Origin of the sequence: Pseudomonas sp. NPDC087639 (genome assembly GCF_044743385.1) — a bacterium.
In the GTDB taxonomy this organism is placed as follows: Bacteria; Pseudomonadota; Gammaproteobacteria; order Pseudomonadales; family Pseudomonadaceae; genus Aquipseudomonas.
Genome location: NZ_JBIUWI010000084.1, coordinates 1 through 19,440, shown reverse-complemented (window position 1 = coordinate 19,440; position 19,440 = coordinate 1). Strand labels below are relative to the sequence as shown.

Annotated in this window: 15 protein-coding genes; 8 read left to right on the top strand and 7 right to left on the bottom strand. The window is 58.9% G+C overall.

The window, feature by feature from the left end; genetic code table 11:
• Positions 1–269 precede the first annotated feature (269 nt).
• Positions 270–2,162, top strand: coding sequence for a penicillin-binding protein 2 (mrdA, locus tag ACIOVB_RS24490; protein ID WP_401271935.1), 1,893 nt, complete (start codon positions 270–272; stop codon positions 2,160–2,162).
• 7 nt (positions 2,163–2,169) lie between these two features.
• On the opposite strand, the gene ACIOVB_RS24485 is transcribed toward mrdA, so the two are convergent.
• Together ACIOVB_RS24485 and ACIOVB_RS24480 are read right to left on the bottom strand one after the other, a co-directional pair.
• Positions 2,170–2,910, bottom strand: coding sequence for a hypothetical protein (locus ACIOVB_RS24485; RefSeq protein WP_187677506.1), 741 nt, complete (start codon positions 2,908–2,910; stop codon positions 2,170–2,172).
• Positions 2,911–3,021: 111 nt separating this feature from the next.
• The gene (locus tag ACIOVB_RS24480) at positions 3,022–3,426 is read right to left on the bottom strand and encodes a lysozyme inhibitor LprI family protein (RefSeq protein WP_401271934.1); all 405 of its coding nucleotides are present in this window, start codon (positions 3,424–3,426) and stop codon (positions 3,022–3,024) included.
• A 132-nt stretch (positions 3,427–3,558) separates the two neighbouring features.
• Between ACIOVB_RS24480 and ACIOVB_RS24475 the strand changes: the two genes are divergently transcribed.
• Positions 3,559–4,068, top strand: a complete 510-nt coding sequence (locus tag ACIOVB_RS24475) for an SRPBCC family protein (RefSeq protein WP_187677508.1) — start codon at positions 3,559–3,561, stop codon at positions 4,066–4,068.
• 288 nt (positions 4,069–4,356) lie between these two features.
• Here ACIOVB_RS24475 and acnA read toward each other — a convergent pair whose 3' ends face one another.
• Positions 4,357–7,098, bottom strand: coding sequence for an aconitate hydratase AcnA (acnA, locus tag ACIOVB_RS24470; RefSeq protein WP_401271933.1), 2,742 nt, complete (start codon positions 7,096–7,098; stop codon positions 4,357–4,359).
• Positions 7,099–7,320: 222 nt separating this feature from the next.
• Here acnA and rlmM point away from each other — a divergent pair, with 222 nt between their 5' ends.
• A complete protein-coding gene (gene rlmM / locus ACIOVB_RS24465; protein WP_187677510.1) occupies positions 7,321–8,391 on the top strand; it encodes a 23S rRNA (cytidine(2498)-2'-O)-methyltransferase RlmM in 1,071 nt (356 codons plus the stop codon).
• A gap of 50 nt (positions 8,392–8,441) precedes the next feature.
• Positions 8,442–8,693 (top strand): sulfurtransferase TusA, encoded by a 252-nt coding sequence (gene tusA / locus ACIOVB_RS24460; RefSeq protein ID WP_007953079.1) that lies wholly within the window; start codon positions 8,442–8,444, stop codon positions 8,691–8,693.
• A gap of 45 nt (positions 8,694–8,738) precedes the next feature.
• Here tusA and ACIOVB_RS24455 read toward each other — a convergent pair whose 3' ends face one another.
• Positions 8,739–10,148, bottom strand: a complete 1,410-nt coding sequence (locus ACIOVB_RS24455; protein ID WP_401271932.1) for an MATE family efflux transporter — start codon at positions 10,146–10,148, stop codon at positions 8,739–8,741.
• A 159-nt stretch (positions 10,149–10,307) separates the two neighbouring features.
• Between ACIOVB_RS24455 and pdxB the strand changes: the two genes are divergently transcribed.
• Entirely contained in the window at positions 10,308–11,450 is a 1,143-nt protein-coding gene (pdxB, locus tag ACIOVB_RS24450) for a 4-phosphoerythronate dehydrogenase PdxB (RefSeq protein WP_401271931.1), read from the top strand.
• A gap of 65 nt (positions 11,451–11,515) precedes the next feature.
• Here the strand turns inward: pdxB and ACIOVB_RS24445 are convergent, their stop codons facing one another.
• The gene (locus ACIOVB_RS24445) at positions 11,516–11,695 is read right to left on the bottom strand and encodes a PA1571 family protein (RefSeq protein ID WP_401271930.1); all 180 of its coding nucleotides are present in this window, start codon (positions 11,693–11,695) and stop codon (positions 11,516–11,518) included.
• 257 nt (positions 11,696–11,952) lie between these two features.
• On the opposite strand from ACIOVB_RS24445, the gene ACIOVB_RS24440 reads away from it, so the two are divergent.
• A complete protein-coding gene (locus tag ACIOVB_RS24440; protein ID WP_401271929.1) occupies positions 11,953–13,734 on the top strand; it encodes an ABC transporter transmembrane domain-containing protein in 1,782 nt (593 codons plus the stop codon).
• A gap of 68 nt (positions 13,735–13,802) precedes the next feature.
• Here ACIOVB_RS24440 and ACIOVB_RS24435 read toward each other — a convergent pair whose 3' ends face one another.
• Positions 13,803–15,731 carry a transglycosylase SLT domain-containing protein gene (locus ACIOVB_RS24435; RefSeq protein ID WP_401271928.1) on the bottom strand — a complete coding sequence of 643 codons (1,929 nt, stop codon included), beginning with the start codon at positions 15,729–15,731 and terminating at the stop codon, positions 13,803–13,805.
• A 214-nt stretch (positions 15,732–15,945) separates the two neighbouring features.
• On the opposite strand from ACIOVB_RS24435, the gene ACIOVB_RS24430 reads away from it, so the two are divergent.
• Positions 15,946–17,829 carry an ATP-binding cassette domain-containing protein gene (locus tag ACIOVB_RS24430; protein WP_401271927.1) on the top strand — a complete coding sequence of 628 codons (1,884 nt, stop codon included), beginning with the start codon at positions 15,946–15,948 and terminating at the stop codon, positions 17,827–17,829.
• A gap of 72 nt (positions 17,830–17,901) precedes the next feature.
• On the opposite strand, the gene ACIOVB_RS24425 is transcribed toward ACIOVB_RS24430, so the two are convergent.
• Positions 17,902–18,339 (bottom strand): universal stress protein, encoded by a 438-nt coding sequence (locus ACIOVB_RS24425; protein WP_187677517.1) that lies wholly within the window; start codon positions 18,337–18,339, stop codon positions 17,902–17,904.
• A 103-nt stretch (positions 18,340–18,442) separates the two neighbouring features.
• On the opposite strand from ACIOVB_RS24425, the gene ACIOVB_RS24420 reads away from it, so the two are divergent.
• Positions 18,443–18,880 (top strand): hypothetical protein, encoded by a 438-nt coding sequence (locus tag ACIOVB_RS24420; protein ID WP_305438886.1) that lies wholly within the window; start codon positions 18,443–18,445, stop codon positions 18,878–18,880.
• Positions 18,881–19,440: the final 560 nt, after the last annotated feature.

Sequence of the window (19,440 nt, the reverse complement as noted above, 5' to 3'; positions counted from 1 at the left end):
CGATGGTAGTGTGGGGTTTCCCCATGTGAGAGTAGGTCATCGTCAAGATTAAATTCCGAAACCCCAATTGCGAAAGCAGTTGGGGTTTTGTTTTGTCCGCAGGAAAGTTTTTTGCTCGCGTCAGCCACATCAAACCATCGCAACAGCTACCGCTGGGAAAATCGTTCTGAAGTGACCGGGTAGTTTTGGTATGGTGCAGCTCGTTTTTTCACGGACTGATGTCATGCCCACGGATCGGCACTCATTTATGTCAAAGAGTTGCTGTAGAAATGCCTGAGCCAATCCCGATCAAAGATCACGAAAAAGAGACGCGTCTGGTCAACACGCGATTGATCGCCTGCGCCTTGTTCGTCTTCGCTGTCAGCTGTGCCCTCGTCGTTCGCATGTACATTCTGCAAGTTGTGGAATTCGACTATCACTCGACCATCTCTGAAAACAACCGGGTGCACGTCTTGCCAATCCCTCCGACACGCGGGCTGATCTACGACCGCAATGGCGTGCTTCTGGCCGACAATCGTCCCAGTTACAACCTGACCATCACTCGTGAACGCGCGACTGATGTGAATCAGGAGCTGGATGAGGTTATAAATCTTCTGCATCTGCCTGCAGAAGATCGCACCGTGTTCGACAAGGCTATGAAGCAGTCTCGGCATCCATTCACGCCGGTGACGCTGTTTTACGAACTGACTGAAGAGCAGATTGCCGTGTTAGCGGTCAATGAATTCCGTTTGCCTGGCCTTGATGTCGAAGCGCAGTTCGTCCGTGATTACCCTCTTGGTGCGCACTTCGCCCATTCAATAGGCTACGTAGGCCGGATCAACGAGAAAGAATCCAAGACCCTCGACTCGGTTGAATACCGTGGCACCCAGTCCATCGGCAAAACCGGTATCGAACGCTTCTACGAAGCACAACTGCACGGTCACGTCGGTTACGAGGAAGTTGAAACCAACGCCCAAGGCAGAGTATTGCGCGTGCTCAAGCACACCGACCCGGTGCCAGGCAAAAACATCGTCCTGAGTCTCGACGTCAAACTGCAGGAAGCAGCCGAGGCCGCGCTGGGTGATCGTCGTGGTTCAGTTGTGGCGCTTGATCCGTCCACAGGGGAAGTGCTGGCCATGGTCAGCAATCCGAGTTTTGACCCGAACCTGTTCGTCACCGGCATCAGCTCCAAGGAGTATTCCGCGCTGCGTGACTCCATCGACCGACCGCTCTTCAATCGCGTGCTGCGTGGCTTGTACGCGCCGGGCTCGACTATCAAACCGGAAGTGGCGATCGCCGGCCTAGATGCCGGCGTGGTCACGCCGCAGAGCCGCGTGTTCGATCCGGGCTATTACCAACTCCCGGACTTCGATCACAAGTACCGTAACTGGAACCACAGCGGCGACGGCTGGGTAGATATGGACGCCGCGATCATGCGTTCTAACGACACCTACTTCTACGACCTTGCGCACAAACTGGGCATTGATCGCCTGCACGACTACATGGCCATGTTCGGTCTCGGTGAGAAAGTCTCGCTGGATATGTTTGAAGAATCTCCCGGACTGATGCCGTCCCAAGCCTGGAAGCGTGCCACAAGGCGACAGGCTTGGTTCCCCGGCGAAACAGTCATCCTTGGCATCGGTCAGGGTTATATGCAGGTGACGCCGCTGCAACTGGCTCAAGCCACCGCACTGATTGCCAATAAAGGTGTCTGGAACCGTCCGCATCTGGCCAAGACCGTCGATGGCGTAGCACCTGTGGACGAGCACCCGATGCCGAACATCCTGCTCAAGGATCCGCGCGACTGGGAGCAGGTCAACCATGGCATGCAGATGGTGATGCACGATGCGCGCGGCATTGCCCGGGCAGCAGCAGCGGGTGCGCAATACCGTATAGCTGGCAAGAGCGGCACGGCGCAGGTGGTGGCGATAAAGCAAGGCGAGCGCTACAACCGCGATAAGACGCTGGAGCGCCACCGCGACAACGCCTTGTTCGTCGGTTTCGCTCCAGCTGAGCATCCGAAGATCGCGATTTCGGTGATGATCGAAAACGGTGAGGCGGGTGGTCGTGTCGCAGGTCCCGTGGTGAGGCAGATCATGGACGCCTGGTTACTCGATCAGGATGGCCATCTCAAGCCGCAATACGCGGCGCCGAGCAAGGCGCCGGGTGATCCGCACGTTTAGTCGGGACTCAGACCTTCTCATCGATTCTTTTGGCATCGATTGCGGCATCGCGTGCGGCCACAATGGCTGCATCCGAGGCCGGCGTGCCCAGCTCACCTTTGCGCCATAACTGATGCGAGAAAAGGCCGTCTATGGCTTCAGCGCTGGGCGCCTTGCCCTTGGGCAGAAAAAGGGCTGCCATATCAATGGTGTTGGCGAAGTTTTCTTTGGTCAGGTTGTACTTGCCCAAATGGCTGCCTCCCCACCCGGCATCCGCCGCGACCAACTCGATGGACGTGTCCCGATAACTGAGTGCCGCCGTTTTCAATGCGCCTGAGGCATTGAGCAGTGAGTTGAGTTGATCCATGTCTGAAGCGCTCAGCTCGTTGTCGGGGTTCAGCGCTTTGAGGTTGCCATCGGCTTCAACAGTAAAGCCGAATTTCTTGTTGGCGATATCCGGGAAGGTGTAACTCAAGGCCGATTTGAAGTCTTCAAACGCCAGTTTCAGCGATTCGTGGGCGTTTTTGTGCTGTTCGGCAATTTGAGGGAAGTCAGCTGCCTGGGATCGGCCGAGCCAGACGTCGATCGCTTCCATGGTCGGGCTGATTGTCTGGGCTTCATCACTGGGATGATAAACCGCCGCCGGATTGAGGTTGACCGCCGTCTTTTTGAGGTCTTCGCTGAGCGATGCTGTTGTCAATGGTTGGGCTGTTTTGCTCAGCTCAAAGGCTGATGGCTGGATAAAAGCAGAGTTTAAAGAGATCGCCATTTCGTCATTCCCTGATCGTTGGTTGTCAGCCCTTTATCGGCGATTAGAGGCTTGCCTTTAGTTAAAGGGCGACAGTGGGCGTTACTGAATGTGTCGGAGACATTCCAAAAATCATGCCCCGGGAACCGGGCAACTCATGTCACCTTCTTCACACTTCAAATACTGCTTCAGCGCCTCGACTCGCACCTTGGTCACAGCCGTCATGCAATTGCTGTAAACCCACGGATAAACACTCCCGCCTGTCACGCCGGACGACGAAAACTTGCACTCGGCATCACGAAACCCGATCCACGCCCGCTGCGCATTCACCAACAGCTTCTTGCCATCCGGGTTGTCCTTCAAACGCCCGGTGATCTGCTGATACACCTTATTCAACTCTTTGTCCGCCGCTTTGAAATCCTGGCCGGCACACTGGTTCATGGTGGCTTGGTCGCTGGCATTGGCGCAGTCGACGGCGGCGTGGGCGAGGGCCGGGAAGAGAAATGGCGTCAGGGCCAGGAGCAGGCGTGGGGACATAAGAAATGCTCATTTAAAGTTAAAGAGCAAGCAGTGTAGCCGGACTAAACAGAGTGCCGGGCAGCCGTTTGATACAACTTCAGGTTGGACATGTGGTCATACAAGCCTAGTGTTCAGAACAGGAGGTGACGTGTGAAACCAGTACCTAACAGCTTTGAACGCAAGATAACGCTCAAATCGCCACGATCGCATGTCTGGCGCGCGCTGGTGGATGCCGAGGCGTTCGGCCAGTGGTTTGGCGTGGCGCTGGAGGGCAGACGTTTTATTGCCGGTGAATGGACACAAGGTCAGGTCACATATCCGGGTTATGAACATGTGCTGTGGAATGTGCTGGTCGAGCGGGTCGAGCCGCAGCAGTTGTTTTCATTCCGTTGGCATCCGTATGCAGTCAATCCGAAGATCGACTATTCCCAGGAGCCGACGACGCTGGTCAAGTTCGATCTGCAGGATTACGAGGATGGCACGTTGCTAACGGTGTCCGAATCGGGTTTTGCCCATATTCCCGATATCCGCCAGAAAGAGGCGTATTACATGGACAGCCGTGGCTGGGAAGAGCAATTGAGCAGGCTCGAGCGCTTTCTCGCCGAAAGCGCCAAGGCCCGTCTGCGCGAAGACAGTGACGCTTCGTCGCTCGATGACTGAAACGTCTAAGGGTTTTCGGAAGGGCTGCTATGGCGAATGTCTTACACGCGATGGTAGCTATTGCGACTATTGCCGATTGGATCCAGCGCGTAATCTACACACATCAACTGAAGCACAGGGAGTGCTTCAGGATCAGGGATGATCGACCATCTGCAAGGATCGCTGCCGACAGGGAGTCGATAATGGTCTTGGGAAAAACCCGCTTCGGCGGGTTTTTTTTCGTCTGTAGAAAAGTGCTGCGCTTAAACACAAACACCGCCGGATCGCGGTGTTTGTGCCTCGACAGGTTTACGAAGCGATCAACTGCCGCAACACATAATGCAGAATCCCGCCCGACTTGAAGTACTCCACCTCATTCAAGGTGTCGATCCGGCACAGCACTTCGATTTTCTCCTGGCGCCCGTCTTCACGGGTGATCACCAGGGGCAGGTTCATCCGCGGCGTCAGTTCGACGCCGCTCAGGCCCAGAACTTCAAAGGTCTCCTTACCGGTCAGGTTCAGGCTCTTGCGGTTCTGATCAAGCTTGAACTGCAATGGCAGCACACCCATGCCCACCAGGTTGGAGCGGTGGATCCGCTCGAAGCTTTCCGCGATCACGGCTTTGACGCCCAGCAGGTTGGTGCCTTTGGCTGCCCAGTCCCGACTTGAGCCCGTGCCATATTCCTGTCCGGCAATCACCACCAGCGGCGTTCCCGATGCCTGATAACGCATGGCCGCATCGTAGATCGGCATTTTCTCGCCGGTGGGAATGTAAAGGGTGTTGCCACCTTCTTCGCCGCCGAGCATTTCGTTGCGGATGCGAATATTGGCGAAGGTACCGCGCATCATCACTTCATGGTTGCCGCGACGTGAGCCGTAGGAGTTGAAGTCTCGCGGCTCCACACCTTTTTCGCGCAGATAGCGTCCGGCCGGGCTGTCGGCCTTGATGTTGCCGGCGGGGGAGATGTGGTCAGTGGTCACCGAGTCGCCCAGCAGCGCCAGTACCCGCGCAGCTTTGACATCCTTGATCTCCGGCAGCGGGCCGGAAATATTGTCGAAAAACGGCGGATGCTGGATGTAGGTCGAGTCGTCCTGCCACACATAGGTTGCCGCCTGCGGCACTTCGATGGCTTGCCACTGCTCGTCACCGGCAAACACCTCGGCGTATTCCTTGTGGAACATCGCGGTGTTGACTTGACTGACCGCGTCGGCGATTTCCTTGCTGCTTGGCCAGATATCACGCAAGTACACCGGATTGCCCTGCTGATCGTTACCCAGCGGTTCGCTGCTGATATCGGTACGCACAGTACCGGCCAAGGCATAAGCCACCACCAGCGGCGGTGATGCCAGCCAGTTGGTTTTCACTAGTGGATGCACCCGGCCTTCGAAGTTGCGGTTGCCGGAGAGCACCGAGGCGACGGCGAGATCGGCTTTCTGAATAGCCTTTTCGATCGGCTCGGGCAAAGGCCCGGAGTTACCGATGCAGGTCGTGCAGCCATAGCCGACCAGAGAGAAGCCGAGCTGGTCGAGGTACTGCGTCAGTCCGGCGGCCTTGTAGTAATCGGTGACCACTTTTGAACCGGGTGCCAGCGAGCTTTTGACCCACGGTTTACGGGTCAGGCCCTTTTCCACGGCTTTTTTCGCCAGCAGCCCGGCCGCCATCATCACGCTCGGGTTGGACGTGTTGGTGCAAGAGGTGATCGCAGCGATGACCACGGCACCGTTTTTCAGGCGATAGGTGTGGCCTTCGTATTCGTACTCCGTTTCCCCGACCAGATCGGCATTGCCCACGGCCACGCCGCCGCCACCTTCACTTTCAAGGCGTCCTTCTTCTTTGCTGGTCGGCTTGAATTGCAAATCGAGGAAGTCGCTGAAGGCCTGGGCGACATTCGGTAATGAAACGCGATCCTGCGGGCGTTTCGGCCCGGCAAGACTGGCCTCAACGCTGCCCATGTCCAGCGACAGGCTGTCGGTAAATACGGGCTCCTGACCGGGCAGACGCCACAGGCCCTGAGCCTTGGTATAAGCCTCGACCAGTTTCACCACTTCTGGCGGCCGTCCGGACAGGCGCAAGTACTCCAGCGTCACGTCATCGACCGGGAAGAAACCGCACGTCGCACCGTATTCCGGCGCCATGTTGGCGATGGTCGCGCGGTCGGCCAGCGGCAGATCGGCGAGGCCATCACCGTAGAACTCGACAAATTTGCCGACCACGCCTTTCTTGCGCAGCATCTGCGTTACCGTCAGCACCAGGTCGGTGGCGGTAATGCCTTCCTTGAGCTTGCCGGTCAGTTTGAAACCGATCACTTCCGGAATCAGCATCGACACCGGTTGCCCGAGCATCGCCGCCTCCGCCTCGATCCCGCCGACGCCCCAGCCAAGTACGCCGAGGCCATTGATCATGGTGGTGTGGGAGTCGGTGCCAACCAGGGTGTCGGGGAAGGCATAGGTGCGGCCGTCTTCGTCCTTGGTCCACACGGTGCGGCCGAGGTATTCGAGGTTGACCTGATGGCAGATCCCGGTGCCCGGCGGCACCACGCTGAAGTTGTCGAAAGCGCTCTGGCCCCAACGCAGGAAGGCGTAACGTTCGCCGTTGCGCTGCATCTCGATGTCGACGTTCTGTTCGAAAGCGCTGGCGGTAGCGAATTTGTCGACCATCACTGAGTGGTCGATCACCAGATCCACCGGCGACAACGGATTGATTCGCTGCGGATCACCGCCAGCCTTGGCCATGGCGGCGCGCATCGCAGCGAGGTCGACCACGGCAGGGACACCGGTAAAGTCTTGCATCAGCACGCGGGCGGGACGGTACTGGATTTCCCGGTCGGAGCGACGCTCCTTGAGCCATGCGGCGATTGCCCTGAGGTCGGCGCCGGTGACGGTTTTTTCATCTTCCCAGCGCAGCAGGTTTTCCAGCAGGACTTTCAGCGACATCGGCAGCGTGTCGATATTGCCGAGGCTCTTGGCGGCATCAGGCAGGCTGAAATAGTGGTAGGTCTTGTCGTCGATCTGCAGGGTCTTGAGGGTTTTCAGGCTATCGAGGGACGGCATTACAATCACTCCTTTGAATCCGCACGGCTACGGATTGAGGGGACGGGCAGAGCTAACAACGTAGCCCTGTTTTCAGTAGCTGGCTAATAACTGGACTCTATGGGCAAGTCCAAGGTTCCGACTTCGGCTATCATGCGCCGGTTTTCGTGACAGGCTTTGCTGCAACGCAAGACCTGAGCATCGCGCGGAGGGCGAATAATCGTCCTCTGCCCAGGAGTAAGAATGAACACCCTATTCATGCATTGCCGGCCCGGCTTCGAAGGCGAAGTCTGTTCGGAGATTTCCGACCTCGCGGCGCAGTTGAACGTGGCCGGCTACGCCAAGGCCAAAGCGGCCACCGCGTGCGCCGAGTTTGTCTGCACCGAAGAAGACGGCGCCGAGCGCCTGATGCGCGGTCAGCGTTTCGCCGAGTTGATCTTCCCGCGCCAATGGGCGCGTGGCGTCTTCATCGATCTGCCGGAAACCGACCGCATCAGCGTAATCCTCGCGAACATGGCCGAATTCCCGGTGTGCGGCAGCCTCTGGCTGGAAGTCGTCGACACCAACGACGGCAAGGAACTGTCGAACTTCTGCAAGAAATTCGAAGGCCCGCTGCGCAAGGCCCTGACCGGCGCCGGCAAACTGGTGGATGACGCCAGCAAGCCGCGTCTGTTGCTGACGTTCAAAAGCGGTCGCGAAGTGTTTCTCGGCATGGCCGACGCCGGTAACTCGGCGATGTGGCCGATGGGCATTCCACGTTTGAAGTTCCCGCGTGAAGCGCCGAGCCGTTCGACGCTGAAACTGGAAGAGGCCTGGCATCACTTCATCCCGCGTGACCAGTGGGAAGACCGTCTGCACAGTGACATGACCGGTGTCGACCTGGGCGCAGCGCCGGGCGGTTGGACCTGGCAACTGGTCAATCGCGGCATGCTGGTGACCGCCATCGACAACGGCCCGATGGCCGAAAGCCTGATGGACACGGGGTTGGTGCAGCACTTGATGGCCGACGGCTTCACCTTCAAGCCCAAGCAACCGGTGGACTGGATGGTTTGCGACATCGTCGAGAAACCGGCGCGTAACGCGGCGATGCTCGAAGAGTGGATTGGCGAGGGCCATTGCCGCGAGGCCGTGGTTAACCTGAAATTGCCAATGAAGCAGCGTTACGCCGAGGTGAAGCGCCTGCTTGAGCGCATCGCCGATGGTTTCAAGGCGCGCGGGATCAAGGTCGATATCGGCTGCAAACAGCTGTATCACGACCGTGAGGAAGTGACCTGCCACCTGCGCCGGCACGATGTGAAAAAGACCAAAAGATGACCGAGCACCCGGCAATGCGCGACAATGCCGGCCAGTTTCAGGAGTGAATCATGAGTGAAATGATCGACACGCCGGTCGACGGCACCCTCGACGCCACCGGCCTCAATTGCCCGGAGCCGGTGATGATGCTGCACCAGCACATCCGTGATCTGGTGCCTGGCGGACTGCTCAAGGTGATCGCCACTGATCCCTCGACTCGCCGCGACATTCCCAAGTTCTGTGTGTTTCTCGACCACGAACTGGTGGGGCAGCACGAAGAGGCCGGTACTTACCTGTACTGGATTCGCAAGAAGTCCGGCTGACAGACAAAAAAAGACCTGCAAATGCAGGTCTTTTTTTATGGCTGATCAGCCCAACGAACGACTGATACGAATGCGCTTGCGTGCGCTGCGTGTCAGCCTGATCGACAGCATCAGCGCCGCACAGCTCAAGCCCACGATCAAACCTTGCCACAAGCCGCTCGGACCACGCGGTTCGCCGAGCCAGTCGGTCAGGCCGAGGGCGTAACCCACCGGCAGGCCGATGCCCCAATAGGCGAACAGAGTCAGGATCATCGTCACCCGAGTGTCCTGATAACCGCGCAGGGCACCGGCGGCGGTGACCTGAATCGCATCGGAAAACTGGAACAGCGCCGAGTACACAATCAACATCGCCGCGATGTGAATCACCGTCGGATCAGCCGTGTAGATCGCCGCAATCGGTTCACGCAGCAGCAACATCATGCTCGCCGACAGACAGGCATAAGCCAGCGCGGTGCCCATGCCGACGCCTGCGGCGAAACGCGCCTCGCGTGGTTCTTCGCGACCGAGAGCCTGACCGACGCGCACGGTCACGGCCATGCCCAGCGAGTAGGGAATCATGAACACCAGTGAGCTGACGTTCAGCGCAATCTGGTGCCCGGCCACCACGGTAGCGCCAAGGCTGCCGATCAGCAGCGCGATCACCGCGAAGATGCTCGACTCGGCAAACACCGCGATGCCGATCGGCAGACCGATCGCCAGCAGACGCTTGATGACTGCCCATTGCGGCCAGTCGAAGCGGCTGAACAGTTCGCTAGAACGATAAGCCGGTGCCCAGCGCTCGTAACCGGCCAGGCCCAGCGCCATCACCCACATCACAATTGCCGTGGCCCAGCCGCAGCCAACGCCACCCATGGCTGGCACGCCGAAATGACCATAAATGAACACGTAGTTCAGCGGGATATTCAGCGCCAGCCCGCACAGGCCCAGCACCATCGCCGGGCGGGTACGACCGAGGCCGTCACTGAAGCAGCGCAGCACATGGTAGAACGCCACCGCCGGCAGACCACTGGCTATACCGTGCAAATACTGCATGCACGGGCCGATCAGCTCTGGATCGACTTTCATCAGGTGCAGCACCGGTTCGGCTGCAACCAGCATGGTGGTCGCGATCAGTCCGACCACCAGCGCCAGCCACAACGCCTGACGCACGATCGGGCCGATCTCGCTATGGGTGCCGGCGCCGTAACGCTGGGCGACTTTTGGCGTGGTGGCCAGCAGGGTGCCGGTCATCAGCAGGAACACCGGCACCCAGATCGAGTTACCCAGTGCCACGGCCGCCAGATCCTTCGGTCCGACGCGACCGGCCATCACTGCATCGACGAAGCCCATGGCCGTGGTTGCCAGTTGCGCGATGATGATCGGCAACGCCAGGGCGAGCAGGTTCTTGAACTCCAGGCGAATCCGCGCGGGGCGGGTCAGGCAGACGGCGACAGGTTGGTCAGTTACAGAATTCACAGGCAAAGCGTCCACGGAGATTGATGCGCAGGGCGCCGCATTCTACGCCGCTGACGCTTTGGTCAGGAAAAATCCTCTGTTGCGGATTTGTAATCACAAAGCCTGCTGGCCCAACCGTGCATCTGCACCTAAACTGCCGATCCGCCCAAGGAGCCCGCCATGCTGATTGTTGCCGACGAAAATATTCCGCTGCTCGATGCCTTTTTTGAAGGTTTCGGCGAGATCCGCCGGGTACCGGGCCGCTCCATCGACCGTGCGACGGTCGAGCAGGCTGACGTGTTGCTGGTACGTTCCGTGACCAACGTCAACCGCGCGTTGCTAGAGGGCAGCAAGGTTCGCTTCGTGGGGACGTGCACCATTGGCACCGATCATCTGGATCTGGAGTATTTCGCTGAGGCCGGCATTGCCTGGTCGAGCGCGCCCGGCTGCAACGCCCGGGGCGTGGTCGATTACGTGCTCGGCAGTCTGCTGACCCTCGCCGAAATCGAAGGTGTTGATCTGACTCAACGCACTTTCGGTGTGGTGGGCGCAGGTGAAGTGGGCGGTCGTCTGATCAACGTCCTGAAGGGCTTGGGCTGGAACGTGAAAGTCTGCGATCCGCCGCGTCAGGCTGCCGAAGGTGGCGATTACGTCAGCCTGGAGCAAATCATCGAGCAGTGCGATGTGATCAGCCTGCACACGCCACTGACCCGCAGCGGTGACGGCGCGACGTGGCATCTGTTCGATCAGCAACGTTTGCAGCAACTCAAACCCGGCGCGTGGCTGATCAATGCCGCACGCGGTCCTGTGGTGGATAACGCTGCACTGCGCAAAGTGCTGCTGGAGCGCGAAGACCTGCAAGCGGTTCTGGATGTCTGGGAAGCCGAGCCCGAGGTCGACGTGTCACTGGCTGATCTCTGCGTCCTGGCAACGCCGCACATTGCCGGTTACAGCCTCGACGGCAAACAGCGCGGCACAGCGCAGATCTATCAGGCTTACTGCGACTTCATCGGTATGCCTGCGAGCATCCAGCTCACTGACTTACTGCCAGCACCCTGGTTGTCGGAAGTAACCTTGCATGCTGACAGCGATCCGGCTTGGGTGTTGGCGATGTTGTGCCGTGGCGTGTACGACCCGCGCCGGGATGACGCAGATTTTCGTCGCAGCCTTGTAGGCAATGTCAGCGAGCAGCGGGCGGCGTTTGATGTGTTGCGCAAGCAATATCCGGTTCGGCGCGAGATTGAAGGGCTGAAAGTGCGGATCGCCGGGGATTCGCCGGTGTTGCAGCAGATTGTGGCTGCGCTTGGCGCGGTGGCAATCTAAGCCACCGCACTGGCAGACAGAAAAAACCCGGCCAAAGGGGCCGGGTCAGGAAGACGGTGGCTATATCACTTTTGTTCGGCAGGCTTGACCAATCGCTTATCCAGTTCGCGGCAGGCGTCCTGGATCATGTCTTCAGTGATCGGTACTTCGCGCCCCTGTTCATCGATAATCGAGCAACCCAGAGTCTGGCCGGGCTTGGTGCGGATCACTTCAATCTTGTCTTCGCTGCTTTGTTGCAAGGACATGGCCTGTCTCCTCATCAGGTTGTGCGCCTAGGTTAAAACCCCCACGTGACCGGGCTGTGACAACTCCCTGCGGTCTGTCGGCGGCGGCATCTCCACTCAAACAGAAATGACCGCTCGTCTCAACCGGGACTTTAGACCAATAGCAACTATGGCCTAGTCTTTGGGGGCATATTTAACCTGACTCATTGTGATTTACAGAGTTCCACCCCATTGAGCTTGTAGGCAGGCCCTATTCATCCGCACAGATGTGAATCCGAATGATCTCGATGCTTTCCTCAAGGCACCGGCGCGCCCTGCGCCTGACCAGCCATTTTCTTGCGCCGTATCGTTGGCAGGCCTTCGGCGCGCTGCTCGCGTTGATCCTCACCGCTGGTATCACTCTGTCGATGGGGCAGGGCATCAAACTGCTGGTCGATCAGGGATTCATGACCCAGTCGCCGCACCTGCTCAATCAATCCATTGGCCTGTTCATGCTGCTGGTGCTTGGTCTGGCGGTGGGTACATTTGCCCGGTTCTACTTAGTGTCGTGGATCGGCGAGCGTTGTGTGGCGGACATTCGTCGACAGGTGTTCAACCATCTGGTGTACCTGCATCCGGGGTTCTACGAGGACAACCGCAGCTCGGAAATCCAGTCACGCCTGACCGCTGATACGACATTGCTGCAATCGGTGATCGGCTCGTCGCTTTCGCTGTTTCTGCGCAATCTGCTGATGGTCATCGGCGGCGTGGTGTTGCTGTTTATCACCAATCCAAAACTTACCAGCATCGTTGTTATCGCCCTTCCATTGGTGATCGCGCCGATCCTGATCTTCGGCCGACGCGTGCGTAACCTGTCGCGGCTGAGCCAGGACCGGATTGCCGACATTGGCAGCTATGTTTCCGAAACCCTCGGCCAGATCAAAACCGTGCAAGCCTACAACCATCAGGTGCAGGACGAGCAGCGCTTCGCCACCACTGTCGAACAGGCTTTCGAAACGGCGCGCAAACGAATCTTCCAGCGGGCATGGCTGATCACATTGGTCATCGTGCTGGTGTTGGGTGCCGTGGCGGTCATGTTGTGGGTTGGCGGGATGGACGTGATTGCCGGGCGAATTTCTGCCGGTGAACTGGCTGCGTTCGTCTTCTACAGCCTGATCGTCGGCAGCGCTTTTGGCACACTGAGTGAAGTGATTGGCGAGTTGCAACGCGCGGCCGGCGCCGCCGAGCGGATTGCCGAATTACTGCGCTCGGAAAATATTATCCAGCCGCCAACGTCCGGATTGGTGACGTTGCCTGCGCGGGTGAGGGGCGAGTTGGAGCTGCAGGATGTAAGGTTTTCCTACCCTTCAAGGCCAGAAAGCTACGCCGTCGACGGTTTGAATCTTACGGTCAGGGCAGGCGAAACCCTGGCATTGGTGGGGCCGTCCGGTGCCGGTAAATCCACGGTGTATGACTTGCTGTTGCGCTTCTACGATCCCGGCCAAGGCCGGATTCTGCTCGATGGCGTGCCAGTGACGCGTCTGGATCCGCTGGATCTGCGTCGCTGTTTCGCCCTGGTTTCACAAACGCCGGCACTGTTTTTTGGCAGCGTGGAAGAGAACATCCGTTATGGCTGTCCGACGGCGACCCTGGAGCAAGTCAAGGAGGCGGCGCGGATTGCTCATGCTCACGACTTTATTGTGCAGATGCCCGACGGCTACCAGACCCATTTGGGCGATGGCGGTCTCGGACTCTCCGGCGGCCAGCGTCAGCGGTTGGCTATCGCCCGGGCGTTGTTGGTCGACGCGCCGATCTTGCTGCTCGACGAAGCCACCAGCGCCCTTGATGCGCAAAGTGAACACCTGATTCAGCAAGCCTTGCCGAGCCTGATGCACAACCGCACCACACTGGTCATCGCCCATCGTTTGGCCACGGTGAAGAATGCCGACCGGATTGCTGTGATGGATCAGGGCAAGCTCGTGGCAATCGGTACGCATCAGGAATTGATTGTGAGCAACCCGTTGTATGCACGGCTGGCGTCATTGCAGTTCAGTGATGGCCAGCACGCGACAACCAACTAGTTGGCGCCCCATAAAAAATGCCCGCATTTCTCAATGCGGGCATTTTCGTTTAATCGAACCGTAGTCGATCACTGATCATCAAAATAGCGTTCATGCCAATCCACCAGCGGTTGCGGCGAATTGAGCTTCTGGCCGTAGATCACCGAATAAGACAGCACGTTTTGCACGTACTGGCGGGTTTCGTCAAAGGGGATGCTTTCCACCCACACGTCGAAACTCAGGTGATCAGCGCCGCGTAGCCACTGACGTACGCGGCCGGGGCCGGCGTTATAGGCGGCGGAAGCGAGTACGCGGTTGCCGTTGAACTGGCTGTGCACCTGGCTCAGATAAGCAGCGCCGAGCTGGATATTCTTGTCCGGATCGAGCACTTGCTGCGGCGAGGCCAGCGGAATGCTGAACTTGCGCGCGGTTTCCTTGGCGGTGCCGGGCATCAATTGCATCAGGCCGCTGGCGCCGACGCCGGAGCGGGCGTCATCCATGAAGGCACTTTCCTGACGGGTGATGGCGAACACCCAACTTGAATGCAGGCCGCGAACCTTGGCTTCCCGCACGAGGGTTTCGCGGTGGGCCATCGGGAAGCGAATATCCAGATCGTCCCAGTACTGCGCCTGACTGATGGTGCGGATCGCCGGGAAATACCACTTCAGGTCGTAGGCGAGTTTGGCCTGGGCGACCATTTCGTCACGGTTGAAGTGGCGGCTGACGTGATACCACTCGCGGCGACCGTCGACGATCTGCCCGCGGGCATGGAATTCCAGCGCGCGGCGCACGCCCGGCGTATTGCGTACCTTGTTGATCAGCGCCTGACTGAGCACCAACGGCTTATTGTTCAACGAGTACGGGGATTGCGAGCGATCGGCGGCGAGGAAGCCGTAGAAATCACGCTCCCGTGCCAGACCTTTGTATAGCGTCTGCGCTTCCGGGTTTTGCGGTTGCGCCAGTTCCAGGCTGCGTGCCTGCCAGTAGCGCCAGCGATTGGTGGTCGCCAGATCCTGCGGCAGGCGGCGGGTCAGTTGATAAGCGTCGTCCCAGCGAGCCAGGCGCAGCAACAGGCGCAGGCGCCATTCCGATACCGTGTTGTCACGCAGTTCCGGATCATATTTGGTCATTACGTCCAGCGCGCGGCTGTCGAAACGCCGTGCCAGGGTCAGGCCGATTTCCCGGGCGATCGCGACTTTCTCATCGCGGGAGAAATGCATGCTGCTGGCGTAACCGTCGAGCAACGCCATGGCCTTTTCCGGATCCTGACGGGCCAGGCGGCGCAGGCCAAGGCTGACCACGTCGGACATCGGCTCATCGGCCGGGGTGAAACGCGACTGTTGATTCAACAGCTCGGGTTTCTGCGCCACATCGACCAGCAAACGACCGCGTGGGGCGAGGGTGGTCAGGCCGTTGACCAAGCTGTTGGCCAGCGGATAGTTGCGCGCCTGAGCCGCAAGTTTGGTGCGCTCCCAGCGTTTCTGTTCGGTCAACTGGCCGTCGGCGGCCCAGATGCCGAACAGCGCATCACACGCGGCGGGTTGCGATTTGCCAGTCAGCCAGAGCTTGTCGGCATTGGCGTAGCCCTCGGCTTTTTTACCGTGGGTAATCTGGTACTGCGCATTGAGGCAGTCCAGTTCAGTGAAGTTGAGTTTCGGGTCGTAATACTTGACGAAGGTCGCCCAGTCCCCACGGTCGGCGAGCCAGCGCAACCAGCGCAGCTTCATCCAGTTGGCCTGGGGCAGGTCGCCGTGTTCGGCGAGGAATTTCTCGATTTCCGCGTTGCTCGCGGTTTTCAGGCGCGCGGTCAGTTCGTCGTAGGCCAGATACGGTTCCAGCGGATAATCGGCCAGAGCCTGGCTGTATCGGAAATACGGGCCGGTATCGCCCTTGGCCAGCGCGCGCTTGGCTTCATCGTAATACTGGCGCTGGGTGGACAGGTCCACCGCCTGGGCGGATTGAACGGCAGTGGCGGTAAGTAGCAAACAGGACAAAACACTGAGAAGGCGACTGCGCATGAGACATCCGGGCAGAGAAATCATGACAAGTGCCGACAAGGATCAGCACTGAATTGTCTGTAGCTTAGCCTTTTGCCAGCAAGCGGCGAAAGCTTTGCCGGCCTCGCAGCACAAGTTCGCAACAAATGTTGTGCAGAGTGCTTCAACAGACAAATTGCCGGCCTGTTGAAGCCCTATCTCAGGTAGAATGCGCGCCCGGTTTTTGGAGAAGCTCATGACCCTGCTCAAATTCAGCGATGTGTCCCTTGCATTCGGCGCGATGCCGTTGTTGGACAAGGTGTCCTGGCAGATCGCCCGCAACGGCACTGGCAAGTCCAGCATGATGAAACTGGTCAAGGGCGACCAGAAGCCCGATGACGGCTCGGTGTGGCGTGCCCCCGGTCTGAAAATCGGCGAATTGCCGCAAGAATTGCCGGTGGCCGACGAGCGGACGGTGTTCGACGTTGTGGCTGAAGGCCTCGACGGCGTTGGCGCATTGCTCGCCGAGTACCATCACCTGAGCCAGAACATCGTCACCGACGCTGATCTGGACAAGCTGATGCACGTCCAGCACGACCTCGAAGCCCGTGACGGCTGGCGCTTGCAGACTCTGGTCGACAGCACCCTGAGCCGCCTGCAACTGCCGGCCGACAAAACCCTCGCCGAGTTGTCCGGCGGCTGGCGTCGTCGCGTACTGCTTGCGCAGGCGCTGGTGTCCGAGCCGGATTTGCTGCTGCTCGACGAGCCAACCAACCACCTGGACATCGGTGCGATTGCCTGGCTTGAAGAAGCATTGAAGGATTTCCAGGGCGCCGTGTTGTTCATCACGCACGACCGTTCCTTCTTGCAAAACCTCGCCACGCGCATCCTGGAACTGGATCGCGGCGGCCTGATCGACTGGAACGGCGACTACGCCAGCTTCCTCGTGCACAAAGAAGCCGAGCTCGCTGCCGAAGCCACTGCCAACGCGCTGTTCGACAAGCGTCTGGCCCAGGAAGAAGTGTGGATCCGTCAGGGCATCAAAGCCCGTCGTACCCGTAACGAAGGCCGCGTGCGCGCCCTGAAAGCCCTGCGCGTCGAGCGCAGCGAGCGTCGTGAGCGTACCGGCAAGGCCAACATTCAGCTGGATACCGCCGACAAATCCGGCAAGCAGGTGATGGTGCTCGAGAACGTGAGCTTTGCTCATCCGGGCGGCCCGTTCCTGATCAAGGATTTCTCGATGGTTCTGCAGCGCGGCGACCGTATCGGTCTGCTTGGCGCCAACGGTACCGGCAAGACCACCCTGTTGAAACTGATGCTCAACGGTCTGCAACCGACCAGCGGTAAAGTGGAAGAGGGCACGCGCATCGACGTGGCTTACTTCGACCAGTTGCGTCATCAGCTGGATCTGGAAAAAACCGTTATCGACAACGTCGCTGAAGGTCGCGACTTCATCGATATCGACGGTCAGAGCCGCCACGTACTGAGCTACCTCGGCGACTTCCTGTTCAGCCCGCAGCGTGCCCGCACGCCGGTCAAGGCGCTGTCGGGTGGTGAGCGTGCGCGCTTGCTGCTGGCCAAACTGTTCAGCAAGCCGGCGAACTTGCTGGTCCTCGACGAACCGACCAACGACCTCGACGTGGAAACCCTCGAGCTGCTCGAAGAAGTGCTGCTGACCTTCAACGGCACTGTGCTGATGGTCAGCCACGACCGGGCATTCCTCGACAACGTGGTCACCAGCACACTGGTCTTCGAAGGTGAAGGCAAGGTGCGTGAGTACGTCGGTGGTTATCAGGACTGGATCCGTCAGGGCGGTTCGCCGCGTCTGTTGGGCGTGACCGAAAGCAAGTCGGGTAAGGCGGATCTGAATTCGGCGGTGGTAACTGCCGAGCCCGCGCCGGCAGCCGCTGCTCCGGCAGCCAAGAAGAAGCTCAGCTATAAGTTGCAGCGCGAGCTGGAAGCCTTGCCAGGCGACATCGACGCCAAGGAACAGCAAATCGCAGCGGTTGAAGCTGAAATGGCCGAAGGTGGTTTCTATCAGCGTCCTGCGGCCGAAACCGCCAAGGTGATTGCATCGCTTGAGCAGTTGCAGGCTGAACTGGATGCTCTGGTGGAGCGCTGGGCCGAGCTGGATGCCTGATTGATCCGGCAATAAAAAAAGCCCGGCCTCATTCGCGTGAGGCCGGGCTTTTTGCAGGAACTGTCGAAGGGTTTAACGTTTGACCAGATGCACCGCCAGCACATCACAAGGCGCGCCGTGCAGTACATCGTTGGCGGTCGAGCCGAGCAGTAGCGCCAGACCATGCCGGCCGTGACTGCCGACCACGATCAAGTCGCAGGTCTTTTCCTTGGCGAAATGGTGGATTTCCTGGCGCGGCTGGCCGTAGGTCAAGTGGCAGTTGGCACCTTCGAGTTCGGAGTACTTGAGCTTGAGGCGCTCAAGGCGTTCCTTGGCTTGATCGAATTGCTGCTGTTGCAGTTGTGACAGGTCCATCGGCACGTCGCCGCCGAAAGCCATGGCCATCGGTTCGACAATGTGTACCAGTGACAGCTTGGCGCCGTTGCTCACCGACAGCTCTCGGGCGCGGTGGATGACAGGGTCGCACTCTTCGGTCAGATCTACGGCGACCAGGATGTGGTGGTAGGGCATGAGGTGCTCCTCCTGAGGTTTCAATATTGGTAAGTATGGCTGGTTTCAAGCGCATTGGTTCCAAAGTGACGCAATGGGCTCATCAAGATTCGGGAGTACAGATATGACGGTCTGGATAGTGGTGTCAATCCTGCTGGTGGTATTGAGCCCGCTGGCGTGGTTGCGCCCATCGCGGGCGCAGAGTGGCCGCATCGCCCTGCGCATGGAGGCCCGGCGCATCGGCCTGGCCATGCAACTGGCACCTCAGGAATGGCCGCACTGGCTGTCGCAAGAGCCGCCGAGCCCGTGTGCGCAGTACCATCGGCCGCGCCGTGGCAATCAGCCGGCGTGCTGGACGTACTGGCAGAAATCGCCGGGCGTGTGGGTCAATCAGTGGCAAGAAGTCTGCGAAGATCGGGCGTTGCTCAATCATTTCGAAAAATTGCCGGACAACGTCTTCAAGGTGGAGGCGGACAAGCAGATGATTGCTTTGTATTGGGGCGAGAAGGGCGAGGCGACGGTTTTGAAGGAAATCGACGCCACACTGAAAGCGCTGGCGTGACTCGCGGAATTTTCGCACTGCAACGGTGCGAAGGGTCCGGCAGACGAGCAATAAAAAGCCCGACATCATTCATCGGGCTGGGTTGGCCAGGCAGGCCGGTAACTCTTTTTTCACTGAAGTAACGTCGGTAAGTCAGCAAATTTTTCTGTAGTCCTGCCAGCGTAGCCTGTTAAACAAGGCTTGCCGCGAATTAGGGCGACTTTTCTAACTATTGATCTTATGAATGGCTGCACATGCAGACGCGTGTTGCTGGTCTTCGTGGTACGGAAATGACCGCAAAGTCGCATTTCAACCCGTATTTTGGGCGATTGACAATTGTTGGAAATTCCGTGAAGGTGACGTACCCAAATCAAACGGGCGTATGAATTGAGCGTTTGTCTTACAGAGCGCTCCTACAGAATCCCGACTATCGCGTTGGCGGGTGTGCCGGGTGGATTGGCGTCAGCATCGACGAAAAAGCGTCCTGCCGAGCCATTCGCCTGCGTCCGACGTGTACTGTTCAGCGTCCATAACGTGGAGATCAGTTGATGATTTACGAAGGTAAAGCCATCACGGTTAAA

Bases quoted from the DNA above. Each gene is read 5' to 3' on its own strand.
- rlmM (WP_187677510.1), top strand. From the start codon at position 7,321: ATGAACACCCTATTCATGCATTGCCGGCCCGGCTTCGAAGGCGAAGTC.
- ACIOVB_RS24445 (WP_401271930.1), bottom strand. From the start codon at position 11,695: ATGTCCTTGCAACAAAGCAGCGAAGACAAGATTGAAGTGATCCGCACC.
- mrdA (WP_401271935.1), top strand. From the start codon at position 270: ATGCCTGAGCCAATCCCGATCAAAGATCACGAAAAAGAGACGCGTCTG.
- ACIOVB_RS24420 (WP_305438886.1), top strand. From the start codon at position 18,443: ATGACGGTCTGGATAGTGGTGTCAATCCTGCTGGTGGTATTGAGCCCG.
- ACIOVB_RS24435 (WP_401271928.1), bottom strand. From the start codon at position 15,731: ATGCGCAGTCGCCTTCTCAGTGTTTTGTCCTGTTTGCTACTTACCGCC.
- ACIOVB_RS24440 (WP_401271929.1), top strand. From the start codon at position 11,953: ATGATCTCGATGCTTTCCTCAAGGCACCGGCGCGCCCTGCGCCTGACC.
- ACIOVB_RS24485 (WP_187677506.1), bottom strand. From the start codon at position 2,910: ATGGCGATCTCTTTAAACTCTGCTTTTATCCAGCCATCAGCCTTTGAG.
- ACIOVB_RS24480 (WP_401271934.1), bottom strand. From the start codon at position 3,426: ATGTCCCCACGCCTGCTCCTGGCCCTGACGCCATTTCTCTTCCCGGCC.
- ACIOVB_RS24430 (WP_401271927.1), top strand. From the start codon at position 15,946: ATGACCCTGCTCAAATTCAGCGATGTGTCCCTTGCATTCGGCGCGATG.
- acnA (WP_401271933.1), bottom strand. From the start codon at position 7,098: ATGCCGTCCCTCGATAGCCTGAAAACCCTCAAGACCCTGCAGATCGAC.
- pdxB (WP_401271931.1), top strand. From the start codon at position 10,308: ATGCTGATTGTTGCCGACGAAAATATTCCGCTGCTCGATGCCTTTTTT.
- ACIOVB_RS24425 (WP_187677517.1), bottom strand. From the start codon at position 18,339: ATGCCCTACCACCACATCCTGGTCGCCGTAGATCTGACCGAAGAGTGC.
- tusA (WP_007953079.1), top strand. From the start codon at position 8,442: ATGAGTGAAATGATCGACACGCCGGTCGACGGCACCCTCGACGCCACC.